Origin of the sequence: Streptomyces sp. NBC_01294, from assembly GCF_035917235.1 — a bacterium.
Classification (GTDB): Bacteria; Actinomycetota; Actinomycetes; order Streptomycetales; family Streptomycetaceae; genus Streptomyces; species Streptomyces caledonius.
The window spans coordinates 2,012,644-2,027,249 of sequence record NZ_CP108423.1 but is presented as its reverse complement, the minus strand read 5'-3'; the positions used below and the strand labels follow the sequence as shown (position 1 = coordinate 2,027,249).

13 protein-coding genes are annotated in these 14,606 nt (G+C 74.3%); 3 read left to right on the top strand and 10 right to left on the bottom strand.

Annotated features, from left to right (window positions below; all coding sequences use genetic code 11):
• Positions 1-11: 11 nt before the first annotated feature.
• From OG534_RS09000 to OG534_RS08975, 6 genes are read right to left on the bottom strand one after another with little or no spacing between them, the layout of a single operon-like run.
• Entirely contained in the window at positions 12-1,028 is a 1,017-nt protein-coding gene (locus tag OG534_RS09000; RefSeq protein WP_326587566.1) for a pyridoxal-phosphate dependent enzyme, read from the bottom strand.
• Positions 949-2,109 carry a GHMP family kinase ATP-binding protein gene (locus tag OG534_RS08995; protein WP_326587565.1) on the bottom strand — a complete coding sequence of 387 codons (1,161 nt, stop codon included), beginning with the start codon at positions 2,107-2,109 and terminating at the stop codon, positions 949-951. Before OG534_RS08995 ends, OG534_RS09000 begins: the two co-directional genes overlap by 80 nt.
• Positions 2,106-2,939 (bottom strand): Rossmann-like domain-containing protein, encoded by an 834-nt coding sequence (locus OG534_RS08990; protein WP_326587564.1) that lies wholly within the window; start codon positions 2,937-2,939, stop codon positions 2,106-2,108. Before OG534_RS08990 ends, OG534_RS08995 begins: the two co-directional genes overlap by 4 nt.
• Positions 2,936-3,823, bottom strand: a complete 888-nt coding sequence (locus OG534_RS08985) for an ABC transporter ATP-binding protein (RefSeq protein WP_326587563.1) — start codon at positions 3,821-3,823, stop codon at positions 2,936-2,938. The genes OG534_RS08990 and OG534_RS08985 overlap by 4 nt, the downstream gene beginning before the upstream one ends.
• On the bottom strand, positions 3,820-5,043 hold the full coding sequence (locus OG534_RS08980) for a FecCD family ABC transporter permease (RefSeq protein WP_326587562.1): 1,224 nt from the start codon (positions 5,041-5,043) through the stop codon (positions 3,820-3,822). Before OG534_RS08980 ends, OG534_RS08985 begins: the two co-directional genes overlap by 4 nt.
• Positions 5,033-6,070, bottom strand: a complete 1,038-nt coding sequence (locus OG534_RS08975) for an ABC transporter substrate-binding protein (protein WP_326587561.1) — start codon at positions 6,068-6,070, stop codon at positions 5,033-5,035. The genes OG534_RS08980 and OG534_RS08975 overlap by 11 nt, the downstream gene beginning before the upstream one ends.
• A 196-nt stretch (positions 6,071-6,266) precedes the next feature.
• On the opposite strand from OG534_RS08975, the gene OG534_RS08970 reads away from it, so the two are divergent.
• A complete protein-coding gene (locus OG534_RS08970; protein ID WP_326587560.1) occupies positions 6,267-7,544 on the top strand; it encodes an MFS transporter in 1,278 nt (425 codons plus the stop codon).
• Positions 7,545-7,588: 44 nt separating this feature from the next.
• Here OG534_RS08970 and OG534_RS08965 read toward each other — a convergent pair whose 3' ends face one another.
• Complete coding sequence (locus OG534_RS08965; protein WP_326587559.1) at positions 7,589-8,374, bottom strand: VOC family protein; 786 nt, start codon at positions 8,372-8,374, stop codon at positions 7,589-7,591.
• 176 nt (positions 8,375-8,550) lie between these two features.
• Here OG534_RS08965 and OG534_RS08960 point away from each other — a divergent pair, with 176 nt between their 5' ends.
• Entirely contained in the window at positions 8,551-9,396 is an 846-nt protein-coding gene (locus OG534_RS08960; protein WP_326587558.1) for a sulfurtransferase, read from the top strand.
• 184 nt (positions 9,397-9,580) lie between these two features.
• Here OG534_RS08960 and sepH read toward each other — a convergent pair whose 3' ends face one another.
• A complete protein-coding gene (gene sepH, locus OG534_RS08955; RefSeq protein ID WP_326587557.1) occupies positions 9,581-10,597 on the bottom strand; it encodes a septation protein SepH in 1,017 nt (338 codons plus the stop codon).
• A 522-nt stretch (positions 10,598-11,119) separates the two neighbouring features.
• On the opposite strand from sepH, the gene OG534_RS08950 reads away from it, so the two are divergent.
• The gene (locus OG534_RS08950; RefSeq protein ID WP_326587556.1) at positions 11,120-11,968 is read left to right on the top strand and encodes a hypothetical protein; all 849 of its coding nucleotides are present in this window, start codon (positions 11,120-11,122) and stop codon (positions 11,966-11,968) included.
• A gap of 2 nt (positions 11,969-11,970) precedes the next feature.
• Here the strand turns inward: OG534_RS08950 and OG534_RS08945 are convergent, their stop codons facing one another.
• Positions 11,971-13,302: a D-arabinono-1,4-lactone oxidase gene (locus OG534_RS08945; RefSeq protein ID WP_326587555.1), complete on the bottom strand. Its 1,332-nt coding sequence runs from the start codon at positions 13,300-13,302 to the stop codon at positions 11,971-11,973.
• Positions 13,250-14,506 (bottom strand): MFS transporter, encoded by a 1,257-nt coding sequence (locus OG534_RS08940; RefSeq protein ID WP_326587554.1) that lies wholly within the window; start codon positions 14,504-14,506, stop codon positions 13,250-13,252. Before OG534_RS08940 ends, OG534_RS08945 begins: the two co-directional genes overlap by 53 nt.
• Positions 14,507-14,606: the final 100 nt, after the last annotated feature.

Genomic DNA, 14,606 nt, shown 5'->3' with positions numbered 1-14,606 from the left:
TGCCCGGCGGGTCAGGGCCGGACCGGGCCGGTGGAGTGCGCGGGGGACCGGTTCCACTGCATCCGGGACCAGGGGAGGGCGAGTTCGGCCTGGCTGGTCACCGTGTGCGGGCCCAGCTCGTCGACGGCGACCGCCTCGCGGTGGCGGGCGTACACCGTGTCCACGTAGCGGTGGCCGGTGTCGGCGGCGATGAAGAGGACCGTCCGGTGCGGGGACCGGGACCGCTCCCAGCGGGCGGCGAGGTAGCCGGCCCCGGTGGACAGGCCGGCGAACACCGCGTGCCGTCGCAGCAGGTCGACGCTGCCGGCGAGGGCGGCGTCGAAGGAGATCCAGTGGAGGGTGTCGTACGCCGCGTGGCCGACGTTGTCGAAGGGGATGGAGCTCCCGATCCCGGCGATGATGATCTCGGGGTCGGCGACGTGCTCGGCACCGAAGGTGACGCTGCCGAAGGGCTGGACGCCGACGAGTTCGACGCCGGGTGAGTCCTCCCGGAGGTAGCGGGCGAGGGCTCCGGTGGAGGCGCCCGATCCGACGCCGCCGACGACGGTGAGTTCGTCCCCGCCCGTCGCGTCACGGATCAGGTCGGTCACGGCCCGGTAGCCCAGGTAGTGGATGTCGTCGTGGTACTGGCGCATCCAGTGGTACTCGGGGTGCTCGGCGAGGATCTCATGGATGCGCTCGACCCGCCGCTTCTGGTCCAGCTTCAGGTCGCTGCACGGCTCCATCTGTTCCAGCGTCGCCCCGAGGACGGCGAGTTGGGTGCGCAGGGCGTGGTCGACCGTCGTCGAGCCGACGATGTGGCAGCGCATCCCGTGGCGGTGGCAGGCCAGGGCCAGGGCGTACGCGTAGATCCCGCTGGAGCTGTCGAGCAGGGTGTCCCCGCGCCGCACCACCCCGGTGTCGAGCAGGTGGCGCACCGCGGCGAGGGCGGAGACGACCTTCATGGTCTCAAAGCGCAGGCAGATGAGCCGGTCGTCGAGGCGTATCAGGTCCGGTCGGCCGATGGCCTCCGCGATGTGCTGGTCCACTCGGGAACTCCTTGGTCGTCGGGAAGGTGGGGGAGGACGGTGAGGTGGGTGAGGTGGGTGAGGTGGGTGAGGTGGGTGAGGTGGGTGAGATGGGGGTGGACGGGGAGGCGGCTGAGGTGGGGGAGGTGGGAAAGGTCGTGAAGGTGCGGGTCGCGGCGATGCCGTTGCTCTCCAGGGCCCGTACGCAGCTCCGGACCCGGCGGCGCAGGCCGGGGGCCGCCGGGTCCAGGAGCAGGCCGGCCACCGCCCCGCTGTGCGCGATCTGCACGCCCACGGCCCCGAGTCGCCGGGCGATGTCGGCCAGGGTGTCGAACTCCGGGTGGCGCAGGACCTGTTGCCCGCGCCGGGCGCTGGCCGTCGCGACCTCGCCGAGCAGGGCGGCGTCCCCCGTGGCCACGGCCCGCCGCAGCAGGGTGCGCAGCCGCTCGAAGGCGCGTACGTCGGTGTCGTCGTGCACCCGGGCCGGCAGGGCGAGGGTGTCCACGGGAGCGCCCCCGCCGAGCGCGCAGCCCACGACGACGAGGGGCGGCAGGCGGCGGCCGAGGACCTCCAGCACCCGCCCCTCGCGCTGGGCGAAGAGCACCGGGCGCGCGTCGAGCATCAGCGGGTCGCAGGCGAGCTCGGCGCGCACCGCCAGCCGGGCGACGGCGTCGGGCGACAGCAGCACCCCGTAGGAGTCCGCGACCGCGCGCACCACGGCGATGACGTCGCTGGTGGAGCTGCCCATGCCCAGGCCCACCGGGATGTCGCCGCTGATCCGCAACTCCCCGCCGCAGGGCGCCTCCCGGCGCCGCCGCGCGCACTCCTCGACGGCCAGGACCGCCGCGCGCGCGGCCTTCGTACGGTCGCCCGGCCGGACGGTGAGCTGCTCCGGAGGTGTGCCGGGGCGGCGGGTGAACTCGGCCCGGCTGCCCGGCCCGGTCATCGGCAGGGTGACCAGGCCGGCGCACCGGCGCCCGGCGGCGTCGAGGAAGACGCCCTGCAGGATCTCGCCGTGGTGGCAGGAGGCGTGCCCGGCGCCGCGGTGCGCGGCGCCGCGGCGGTCGGCGCCGGGCACGGCCCGGCGGGCGGCCGGGATCACGGCCGCCCCACCGCCCGGTAGCGGTACAGGGTGGTCGGGTCGGCGCTGAACTGGGAGAAGGGGAAGGGCTCCGCGGACACGGCGGTCACCCCGGATCCGAGGAAGGCCCGGGCGACCGCGCTGCCGGTCTGCGCGTAGACGACCAGCGGGATGCCCCGGCCGCGGCAGCGGTCGAGGATGGTGTCGAAGGAGCCGTTGCTGAGGGTCATGCCGGTGGCGACGACGGCGTCGGCGCGCTCCAGCACCTCGTGCATGTCGGTGGTGACGGGATCGCCCCACTGGGTGGCCTTGAGGTTGAAGTCGCAGGGCAGCGGTTCGCCGCCCCGCTCGCGGATCGCCGCGACCAGCGGGTTGACCACGCCGATCAGGCCGACCTTGGCGCCGGGGTCGATGTCCAGCAATCCGGCGATCGCCGCGTCGCGGGCCCTCGCGCGCACTTCGGGGGTGCCGGCGGGCAGGGTGACCGGTTCCGCTCCGGCGTCGCGGTGCGGGCGCTGCCCGGCCAGGTACGCGTCGAGGGCGGCGATCCGCAGCGGGCGCGGGGCCTCGCGCAGCAGGACGTCGAGCGGGGTGCCCGAGGAGTCGCGGCAGATCGCCGGGTCGATCTCCCCGGCCTCGAAGGCGCAGCCGCCGAAGGAGTCGCCGAGGCGCACCAGGACGTACTGGTTGAGGTAGGTGGTGTCGCCGCCGGCCAGCCGGGTGCCGTGGTGGATCCAGAACACGCTGGTCGCCACGAGGGCGGAGGGCAGGGGGCCGTGTTCACCGGCCAGGACGGCCGTGACGAGGGCGTCGACGGTCGGTGCGGGCGGGGTGGCGGTCCGGGTCGTCATGAGGATCCTTGTCGGAGAGCGGGTGGTGCGGGCACGAGCGAGTCGAGCGGGTCAGGTGGGTCGAGCGGGGCGGGTGGGCCGAGGGGGTCGGGTGGGCCGAGGGGGTCGGGGACGGGCGAGCGGAGGGGACCGTGGAAGGCGACCGCGGGCCGGCCCAGGGCGTCCGTGGCCAGTTCGGCGTCCACCTCGAAGATCCGGGCGAGGTGTGCGGGCGTCAGTACGGCGGCCGGGGTGCCGGAGGCCACCAGGCGCCCGCGGTGCATGAGCAGCAGCCGGTCGCAGTAGCGGGCGGCCAGCGTGAGGTCGTGCAGGGCGACCAGGACCGTCTGGTCGGCGCCCGCGAGCAGCTCCATCAGCTCCAACTGGTGCTTGACGTCCAGGTGGTTGGTGGGCTCGTCCAGGAGCAGCCCGTACGGTTGCTGGGCGAGGGCGCGGGCGATGTGGGCGCGCTGCCGCTCGCCGCCCGACAGGCCCTTCCACGAGCGCCCGGCGAGCCCGGTGAGGCCGACGCGCTCCAGCGCGGCGGCGACGACCGCCCGGTCGGTGGCGTCCGGACCGCGCCAGCGGTCGCGGAAGGGGGTCCGCCCCAGCCCGACGACGTCGGCGACGCGCAGGTCGGCGTCGAGCCCGGAGTCCTGCTCGACGAAGGCGACCCGGCGGGCGATCCGGCGGGCGCTCAAGTCCCGTACGGGCACCCCGTCGTAGTGCACCGTGCCCGTGTCGGGCACGCGCAGCCCGGCCAGGCAGCGCAGCAGCGAGGACTTGCCCGAGCCGTTGGGGCCGAGCAGGCCGACCGTCTCGCCGGACGCCACGTCCAGGTCGACCCCGCGGACGACGGGCGTGCCGGAGGCCGACCAGGTCAGCCCTTCGGCGGCGATCCTCACAGCTCACCCCTCCTGCGCAGGACGAGAAGGAACAGCGGTACGCCGAGCAGCGCGGTGATCACGCCGACCGGCACCTCCCGCGGGGCGAAGGCGACCCGCGCCAGGGCGTCGGTCCACACCAGGAACACCGCGCCCGCGAGCGCCGCGCAGGGCAGGAGCACCCGGTGCAGCGGTCCGACGAGGAAGCGCACCCCGTGCGGGACGATCAGTCCGACGAACCCGATGGCGCCGACCGTGGCCACCGCCACCGAGGTCAGCACCGCCGTCACCACGAGCAGCACCATCCGGGTGCGCCGTACGCCGATCCCCAGGGAGGCGGCGGTGTCCGCGCCGAACGCCAGGCCGTCGAGGGCGCCCGCGCACAGCCAGGCGGCCGCCAGCCCGAGCGGCATGACGATCGCGCAGACCACGACGGCCTCCCAGCGTGCCGGGGCCATCGAGCCCAGCAGCCAGTGGGTCAGGGCGCGGGTGGTGTCGGCGTCCGCCGAGGCCATCAGGACGAGTGAGGTCAGGGCGGTGAAGAGCTGCCCGACGACCACGCCCGTCAGGACGATGCGGACCGAGTCCAGGCCCGTCCGGCGCAGCAGCGCCAGCAGCAGGCCGAAGGAGAGCAGGGCGCCGACGAGGGCGCCGCCGGTGACCCCGAGGGTGTCGGCGCCCACGCCGAGGACGACCACGGCGACGGCTCCGGTGGAGGCGCCCGACGACACCCCGAGCAGGTACGGGTCGGCGAGCGCGTTGCGGGTGACGGCCTGGAGCACGGTGCCGCAGACCGCGAGCGAGGCACCGACCAGGGCCGCCATCAGGACCCGCGGCAGGCGCAGGTCCCAGACGAGCGAGTCCACCAGCGGCGGCAGCGGCTCGGCGCCGAGGCCCAGCCGGGTCCCGAACACCCGGGCGAGGTCGGTCCATCCCACGTCGGCGGTTCCGATGCGCGTGCCGGCCGCCACCGATGCGGCCAGGACGAGCGCCCCGGCGAGGAACACCCCCGCCCGGACGGTGCCGGACCGGGCGGCCCGGGGCAGCGGGGACGGCGCGTTGACCGGCTCCGTCACCGCCGTCCCACGGGCCGCCGGATGCAGCAGGTCCACCGGCGGGGCCGGCGGCCGCTCCGGCGCACGGTCTGCAGCCGGGGCCGGCGCACGGTCCGTCACCCGGCCCGCCGCCGGATCCACCGCGAGGTCCACCGGTCCCGGTCGGCCCACCGGGTCAGCGGACATACCCGAGGTCCTTCATCCCGGCCGCCAGCAGGCCCAGCGCGTGCACGGAGCGCACGGAGGGGTCCAGTTCGATGCCCGGCACTTCGATGATCTTGTTGTCGCGCACCGCCGCGAGCTTGGAGACCACCGGGTCCCCGGCCATCGTGGCCCGCTTCTCGCCGGCGCTGTCGCCGGGCCGGCCGCGCTCGGACAGGTCGCCGATCACGATGAAGTCCGGGTTGCGCTTGGCCACTTCCTCCCAGGACACCTCCGGCCAGTCCTCCTTCACGTCGTCGAAGGCGTTCCTCGCGCCGACGATCCGGCTCATCTCGCTGGGCAGCCCGGTCCCTCCCGCCACGTACGGCATGCCGTTGAAGACGGAGTAGAGGTAGACGACGGTGGGCTGCTTGCCGCCCTGGGCGGCCCGGGCGGCGGCGCTCTCACCGGCCTTGGCCACGGCGGCGCGCTGTTCCCGGGCGAGCTTCGCGGCCCGCTCCTCGCTGCCGAAGACCTTGCCCAGCTGCTCGTAGTCGGAGAAGAGCAGTTCGAAGGGGCTCTTTCCGGCCTCGTTCTGCTCCGGGCAGTCCACGGCGCTGACGAAGGTGGGGACCTTGAGGGCGTCCAGTTCCTCGCGGGTGCCCGCCCGGTCCGCGGTGTAGAGGTCGGCGGAGCCGGCCACCACGAAGTCGGGTGTGGCGGAGCGCAGTTGCTCGCCGGTGGCGATCTTGGGGGCGATGACCGGGACCTTGGCGTACGCGTCCTGGTACTGGGCCGGGATCTTCGTCTTCAGGTTGGCGGTCCCGGCCATCCGGTCCTGGAGCCCCAGTTCCAGCAGGGTCTCGGTCGAGGTCTGGTCCAGGGCGACGGCGCGCTCCGGGGACCGGTCGAAGGAGAGCTGCCGGCCGCAGCTGGCGAGGGGGGCGGCCTTCGCGCCGGCGGCTTCGGCGGCGGGTTTGCCGGTCGTCGCGGGGGCGTTGGTGGCGGTCGAGCAGGCCGCGGTCGCGAGGACGAGGGTGAGGGCGATGCCGAGTCGGGCGCGGTGGCGCATGGGTTCTCCGGTCTGGGAAGGGAGGGGCGGGGAGGCGTGGGGAGGCGTGGGGAGGCGTGGGTGTGGTCGTGCACCGGGCGGGAGTGCCGCGTTCGAAGAGTACTGTAATGGTTATCGTTTTCATTAACACCCCCGGGGTGTGGTTCGACGAGCCCCGCCCCGGCACCACCTGCCGACCCATGAGGAGCACCACACCGTGGCGACCACACCTGCGCCCGCATCACCCAAGACCGGCCCGCCGCCCGCGCGTTCCGTCCTGCGCGACATCGCCTTCCTGCGCCTGTGGGCGGGCACCACCGCCTCCGGCCTCGCGACCTGGGCGCTCCCCTTCGTCCTCGGCCTCGCGGTCCTGCACCGCGAACTCGGCGCGGCCGGACTGGGCCTGGTCCTCGCGGCGCGCACCGCGGGCTTCCTCGCCGCCGTCGCCGTCGGCGGGGTACTGGCCGACCGTCACTCCCGCCGGGCCGTCGTGCTCTGGTCCGCCCTCGCGGCCGCGGTCGCCGCGCCCCTCCTCGCCATCGGCCTCGGCCGGTCACTGGTGCTGATGACCCTGGCCGCCGCGCTCGCCGGAGCCGGCCAGGGAGCCTGCCGCCCCGCCTTCCAGGCACTCACCGCGGAGGTCGTCGACGCCGGCCGCCGGCAGCAGGCCAATGCCGCCATGACCCTCGCGGTACGGACCTCCACCCTGGCCGGACCCGCCCTGACCGCGCTGCTGGCGGCCTTCGTCGACGTCGGGACGCTGCTGCTGGGGATCGGCCTGCTCTGGCTGGTCGCCGCCCTCCTGCCGGGCCGCGGCGCCGCCCCCGCGCCCTCTGCCGCCCCCGCGCCCTCCACCGAGCGCACGCCGCGCGCGTCATTCCGGGCCGAGTTCATCGACGGGATACGCGAGGCGCGCCGCCACCCCTGGTTCGTCGCCGGACTCGGCGCGCTGGCCGCCGTGATCGCGCTCGGCTACTCCGCCACCAGCGTCGCCCTGCCCCTGATCAGCCGCGACCGCTACGGCACGGAGTGGGTCCTGGCCGCGGCCGTGACGGCCTACACCGTGGGCGCGCTCGGCGGGGCCCTGGTCACGGCCCGGTGGCGGCCCCGCTCCCAGGGCTGGACCGCCTTCGCCGGACTGGCCGTGTACGGCGTCGCACCGCTGAGCCTGATGCTGCCGGTCCACCCGGCCGTGGTGATCGCCGCCTACGTCGTCGCCGGGATCGGGATCGAGCTGTTCAACGTGCCCTGGTTCACGGCCACCCAGCGCGAGGTGGCCCCGGACAAGCTGGCCCGCGTCTCCTCCCTGGACTTCCTCGTGTCCTACGGCCTCGCCCCGGTCGGCCTGGCCCTGATCGCCCCGGCCATCGGCACCTTCGGCGTCACCCCGGTGCTCGCCGTGTGCGCCGCGGCCTGCTTCCTCGTCCCCGCCGCGGCCGCACTGGTGCCCACCGCCCGCCACTTCGGCCGGACGCCGGAGCCGAGGACGGACTGACCGGACGGCCCCGGCCGGTCACCGGGCGGCCCCGCCTCCCGCGCTCAGGGCCGTGACCGTACGAGGGCGAAGACCGCGCCCTCCGGGTCCGCGACCGTGGCCTGCCGCCCGCGCAGGCCCTCGCGGGGCGGGTCGACGACGCGGCCGCCGAGCCGGACCACCCGGGCCGCGGCCGCGTCGGTGTCCTCCACCTCGAAGTACGCCATCCAGTGCGGCCCGCGGTCGTGCGGCAGCGAGCGGCCGACGCCGTGCACGGCGGCCACCGGGCGGCCCTCCAACTGGAGGGTCAGGTAGTCGAAGTCGTCGGAGGCCGTGGAGTGCGTCTTCGCCTCGTGGCCGAAGACGTGCTCGTAGAACTTGCCGACCGTCGAGGTGTCCTGGGTGACCAGCTCGTTCCAGACGGGGGTGCCCGGCCCGGTGTGCAGCCGGGTGCCCATGCGGGTCTGCGCCTGCCACAGCCCGAAGATGGCGCCCAGCGGGTCGGAGCAGATCGCCACCCGCCCCGCGATGCCGGCGTCCAGCGGCCCCACCGCGACCGTGCCGCCGCAGCTGCGGACCGCCTCGGCGGTCGCGTCGGCGTCGTCGGTGGCGAGGTACGTCGTCCAGGCCACCGGAAGATGCCGGTCCGGCGGCATCTCGCCGATGCCCGCCACCTCGTGGCCGTCCAGCACGGCGCGGACGTACGGGCCGAGCTGCTCGGGGCCGGGTACGTACTCCCAGCCGAACAGGTCGGCGTAGAAGTCCTCGGTGGTCCCGAGGCCGTGCACCATGAGGCTCACCCAGCACGGGGTGCCGGGCGTGCGCCGGGTTGCTTCCGCTGCCTCGGTCATGTCAGCCGTCTCCTCCGTCGTGCCGCTTACCGGTGCTGATGCTTCCACTCCCGGGGACTCGGCGCGCCCCGACCGGGCCGCATCGCGGGGGCCCGGGGCGGAGTTGACCGGATCGGTGCGCCCCGCCGATGACGGCCTTGTTACGAGGGTTGCGGGCGGGGAGGAAGATGGCCGGCATGACTGCGAAATCTGCGATCCTTCCCGCCGCCGAACTGAGGAACGAGCTGGCGGGTTCCCGGCCGCCGGTGCTGCTGGACGTCCGCTGGCAGCTGGGCGGCCCCGACCAGCGGCCCGCCTACGAGGCCGGACACCTTCCCGGCGCGGTGTACGTCGACCTCGACCGGGAACTGGCAGGTCCGGCCGGGGCGGGCGGCCGGCACCCGCTGCCGGACCCGGAGGCCTTCGGCGCGGTGATGCGGCGGGCCGGGGTCTCGGCGGACGTACCCGTCGTTGTGTACGACGGCGGCCAGGGCTGGGCGGCCGCCCGGGCGTGGTGGCTGCTGCGCTGGACGGGTCACCCGAACGTGCGAGTGCTGGACGGGGGCCTGACCGCCTGGACGGCGGCGGGGGGCGCCGTGACGGCCGAACGAGTGACTCCCGCGGAGGGCGATTTCAAGCCAACTCCGGGGGCGGTCGGGCTGCTGGACGCCGACGCGGCGGCCGCCCGGGCTCGTACGGGAGTTCTCCTGGACGCCCGCGCGGGGGAGCGGTACCGCGGAGAGGTCGAGCCGATCGATCCGGTCGGCGGCCACATCCCGGGCGCGCTGTCGGCTCCGACGACGGAGAACGTGGGGCCGGACGGCCGGTTCCTGCCGGCGGACGCACTGCGTGCCCGGTTCGAGGGGCTCGGCGCGGCCGAGGGGACCCCGGTGGGCGTGTACTGCGGCTCGGGGGTCTCCGCGGCGCACGAGGTGCTGGCGCTGGAGGTGGCCGGCATCGCGTCCGACCTCTACGCGGGCAGCTGGTCGGAGTGGTCCTCGGACCCGGACCGCCCGGTGGCCACGGGCCCGGACCCCCGGTAACCGCGCCGGGGTCGGGTGTGTGCCGGGGCGCTCCCCGCAGGGCGCCGAACGCACTTCCGCCCGGCCCCTCGTCACGTTCGGCGTCCGAGGAGCCCCCCGGCGTGCGCCCGGCCCCGGCGCAACCGGCTCGCTCACCGGTCCCGCCGTACCGTTCGGCCCGCCGCTCCAGGCGTCGGCGGCGGCGCTACTCCTGCTTCTTGCGGCGCGTGCCGAAGACGATCTCGTCCCAGCTCGGCACCGCCGCGCGGCGCCCGGGACGGACGCCGTCGGCCTCCGCCTGGCGGTCGGTGGTGCCCGTCAGGCGGTCGCGGTGGCCCGCCACCGTGCGCGGCATCAGTACGTCGGCGTACGCGGAGCCCGCGCCCGCCGAGGCGGCCGGGGCCGGCGGTTCTTCCGCCTCCGGTTCCGTCGCCGGGGTCTCGGTGCGCTCCGGGACCACCATGTCGCCGCGGAAGCTCGGTACCGCTTCCAGCAGGCTCGTCAGGGTGTCCCGTTCCTCCTCCGGCTCCGGCGCGGGCGTGACGGGGCGCTCCAGCTGCCGGTCCAGGGCGCGGTCCAGCGGCCGGTCGCGCGGCAGCCGCGCGATCCTCGGCACGAAGGGGAAGCTCGGCTCCGGCGTGGCCGGCAGGTCCTCCGACTCGCCGATCAGGGAGCGGGCCTCGTCGTCCACGGCCACGACCAGCCGGCGCGGCGGGTCGTAGGTCCAGCTCGCCGAGTGCGGCTCGCCCGCGACCCGGTAGACGAGGAGGACCTCCCAGGTGCCGTCGTCGCGGCGCCAGGAGTCCCACTGGACGGATTCCTTCTCGGCCCCGCGCAGGGTCAGCCGCTCCTGCACGGCCTCGCCGAGCTGCGGCCCGGTGTTCTCGCCGGGACGGCGCACGGGGGTCTTGCGGGCCCGCTCGGCCATGAACGCGCGCTCGGCGAGCACGGGGCCCTCGAAGCGGCGTACGCGGTCGACGGGGATGCCGGCGAGTTGAGCGACCTCCTCCGCGGAGGCACCGGCTCGTATGCGGGCCTGGATGTCGCGGGGGCGGAGGTGGCTCTCGACCTCGATCTCGATCTGGTTCAGGCGCGCGCGATCGTTGCGCACGGCAGCCCGCAGCCGCTCGTCGATCGGAAGCGTGTACTCCGTGCTGTCCCCAGCCTTGAGCACCAGTCGTGTGCCGTCATTTGAGACGGCCACGACACGCAGTTCGGGCATGGGGACCTCCCGGGTGGTGCCTGCCGACGTCACGTGCGTCGCTGCTTCCGCTAGTCGAGTGTGGCCTGCCCGGGTGCAGCCTGCCACAACCTTGCCGAGTTAAACCGGCGTGTCGGGCATGCGCCCTTGATCGCCGTTATGGCACGGTTACCTGTTGGGTACGCACAGTGACCGAACGATTACTGTGCGCAGCAGGAGTCCGTGCAATACCGCGGCATCACCGGTCTTTGAGTGCCGTTCTCCATCAGTCGGCCCCCTCTCCCGAGTCCGGACATCCGAAAGGAAGGACGGCCCCAGGGCTCGCCACAGTACTCCATTCGGGCCACCTGGGTGGACCCGCCGCGCCGCCGAACTTCTCCCGGACGGCGGCAGTTGGGCTGCCCTCTGTCGGGCCCACCTGCAAGCGCGGTCCGTTTTGGGGTGTCTTGCTTCACAGAATCACCAGAAACGGAACTATCCGCTTCGCTCGGTGGTCAGTAACTCCTGGAAGAGGAGAAGCGCGAGAGGCGGGACACACACGGGATGGCGATGGGTCAGAAGACGACGCAGGACGTCGAGCCCGATCCGGAGGAGAAGAAGCTCGACCTGAGCGTGGCCCAGGTCGCCGGCTCCTCCCTCGCCACCGTCGCGGCAGCCCTGCTCGCCTCGAAGATGGGCGTCTACGGGACCATCCTCGGGGCCGGAGTGGTCAGCGTCGTCGCCACCGCCGGTGGGCCCGTCATCCAGCACCTCTTCCGGCGCACCGGCGACCAGCTGCGGGACACCGCCCGGCCCAGGGCCCGTCAGGCGCCGCCGCCCCACGGGGGGAAGGCGGCCGCGGACGGCGCGACGGCGCTGCGGGCCGCGTCGCCCGCCGAGGAGTCCGGCGAAAACGCCGGCGAGGAGTTCGGCGCGGCCACCGTGCACGGCACCCGGGTACGGGGCTGGAAGCGCACCGCGGTGGCCTCCGGCGCGGCCTTCGCCATCGCCATCGGCGCCCTCGGCACCTACGAGGCGATGGCCGGCACCTCCGTCAGCAGCGGCGGCGGCACGCTCTTCTCCGGCGGCACCCGCACGGCGGGCCAGGACCGGCCCGCCACGCCCCCCGCGCCCCGGGACGAACCGCCGGCCGGGGAGAAGGGCGGGGGCAAGGGCGGGGAGAAGGACGGGAGGAGCCCGGGGTCCGGGACCTCCCCGAGCCCCTCGGACCCGCCCGGCGGCCGGAGCCCGGGCCCCGGCCCGGACCCCTCCCGCTCCGGGGAGCCGGAGCCCGGCCCCTCCCCGTCGAAGTCGGCCCCGCCGCCGGACCCGGCGCCGACACCCACGCCGCCGGCCCCGACGCCGAGCCCGGACGCCTCGTCACCGGCGGCGCGGCGCGGTGACGCCCCCTGACCTCAGTCCCCGAGGACGCGCCGCAGGTAGTCGTTGCCGAAGACCCGGTCCGGGTCGAGGTCGTCCCGGAGCGCGGTGAACTCGCCGAACCGCGGGTAGACCTCGGCGAAGTACTCCGCGTCCCGCGTGTGCACCTTGCCCCAGTGCGGCCGGCCGCCGTGCGCGGTGAAGATGCGCTCGGCCGCCGTGAAGTAGGCCTGGTAGGGGGTGCCCTTGTACATGTGCACCGCGATGTACGCCGTCTCGCGCCCGGAGGCCGTCGACAGCGTGATGTCGTCCGCCGGAGCCGTCCGCACCTCCACCGGGAAGCTGATCCGCAGCGAGGAGCGGTCGACCATCGCCCGCAGCTCCCGCAGCGCCTCGACCACCTGCTCGCGCGGGAGGGCGTACTCCATCTCCACGAACCGCACCCGGCGCGGACTGGTGAACACCCTGTACGGGATGTCCGTGTAGGTCCGCGCCGACAGGGCGCGGCTGGCCACGCGGGCGATGCCCGGAATGGTGGCCGGGACCGCGCGGCCCAGGGAGTTGACGGCCTGGAAGAGGCCGTTGGAGAGGAGCTCGTCCTCGATCCAGGCGCTCACCGGCCCGGGCGGGGCGGCGGGACCCTGGCTGCGGTTGTTCCGCTTGGTGTTGCAGTTGCCGGTGTGCGGGAACCAGTAGAACTCGAAGTGCTCGTTCTCCGCGAAGTGCTCGTCGAACTCGGCCGTCACCCGGTCGAAGCCCATCGGCTCCTCACGGGCGGTCAGGAGGAAGAGCGGCTCCACGGCGAAGGTGATCGCGGTGACGATGCCCAGCGCGCCGATGCCGATCCGGGCGGCCGCGAAGACCTCGGGGTTCTCCTTCTCGGAGCACGTCAGCAGCCGGCCGTCGGCGGTCACCAGTTCCAGGCCGCGGATCTGGGCGGCGATGGAGGCCGAGTCGCGGCCGGTGCCGTGGGTGCCGGTGCCGATGGCGCCGGACACCGTCTGCTCCATGATGTCGCCCATGTTGGTGAGCGAGAGACCCTCCCCGGCCAGGGCCTGGTTCAGGTCCTTCAGAACCGTGCCCGCCGCCACCGTGACGGTGCCGGCGGCCCGGTCGATCGACCGGATCCCGGCCAGGGCCTGCGGTCGTACGAGCACCCCGTCGGTCGCGGCGGCCGCGGTGAAGGAGTGGCCGGTGCCGACCGCCTTCACCCGCAGCCCCTGCTCGGCGGCCCGGCGGACCTCCTCCTGGAGCTCCCCGACCGTGGCCGGGGTCACCACGCGGGTGGGGGTGGCGGTGACGTTGCCCGCCCAGTTATGCCACGCGGTCCGTGCCCCGCTGCTCTTCCCTGCTGTCGCCGTCCCCATCGGTTGCTGGCTCCTCCCCTTGCGCCGGCCTCGTCAGCCGGCGGTATCCCGCGAACGCAACCGCCGCCGCGGCCACTCCCGCCGATACGGAGACGACGTACCCGGTCTGCGCACCGGCTGTGTCGACGACCCAGCCGGTCACGGAGGACCCGAGCGCGATTCCGACCGCGAGGCCGGTGCTGATCCAGGTCATGCCCTCGGTCAGCTTCGCGTGTGGCACGTGCGCCTCGATCAGGGCCATCGTGGTGATCATCGTGGGAGCGATGGCGAGGCCCGAGACGAAGAGCGCCACGGCCAGAAACGGCAAGTTCCCGGCCAGTAGGAGGGGGATCATACTCACGGCCATCGCACTGATGCCCAGTACCCAGCGAGGTTCGGCCTTGCCTTTGAAGTGCAGCAGGCCGAAGACGATGCCGGCCAGGCAGGATCCGAACGCCCAGACCGCCAGGAACACCCCGCCGAGGGACTTGTTGCCGTGTTCCGCGGCGAAGGCCAGCGTGGCCACGTCCACGGAGCCGAAGATCGCGCCGGTCGCGACGAAGGTCGCCACCAGGACCTGGAGGCCGGGGGAGCGCAGCGCCGAGGACCGGTCCGTGTGCTCCTGGTGCGGATGCGGCTCGGGCTCGGTGGCGGTCAGCGCCGTCAGCCACCACACGCCCGTCAGCAGGCAGACGAGGGCGACCACCGGACCGGCCTCGGGGAACCAGCCGGCCGACAGCGTCGCGGCCAGCGGCGGGCCGACGATGAAGCAGAGCTCGTCGACGATCGACTCGAACGAGTAGGCCGTGTGCAGCTGCGGGGTGTCGCGGAACAGGGCCGTCCAGCGTGCCCGGACCATCGACCCGACGCTGGGCACGCATCCGGCGACGACGGCGAAGGCGAAGAGGGTCCAGCTCGGCCAGTCATTGGCCGCCGCCACCAGCAGTCCGGTCACCGCGGCGGCCGCGATCAGGGTGGCCGGGCGCAGCACCCGCCGCTGTCCGTACTGGTCGACCATCCGGGACACCTGGGGGCCCACGGCCGCGGCGGACAGGGCGATGGTGGCGGTGATGCCGCCGGCGAGGGCGTAGCTGCCGCCCAGCTCGGTGATCATCGTGAGGACACCGATGCCCACCATGGACAGCGGCATCCGGCCCAGCAGGCCGGCGGCTGTGAACCCCTTGGTGCCGGGGGTCGCGAATATCGCGCGGTAGGGACTGGGCAAGGTGGTGCCCTCCGTAAGGGACGTGGTTGGCTCAGACAGATTACGTCTGCCGACAAGGCGCCCGCATGGGGAAAATACCGACAGGAAGTTAGGGTGACCT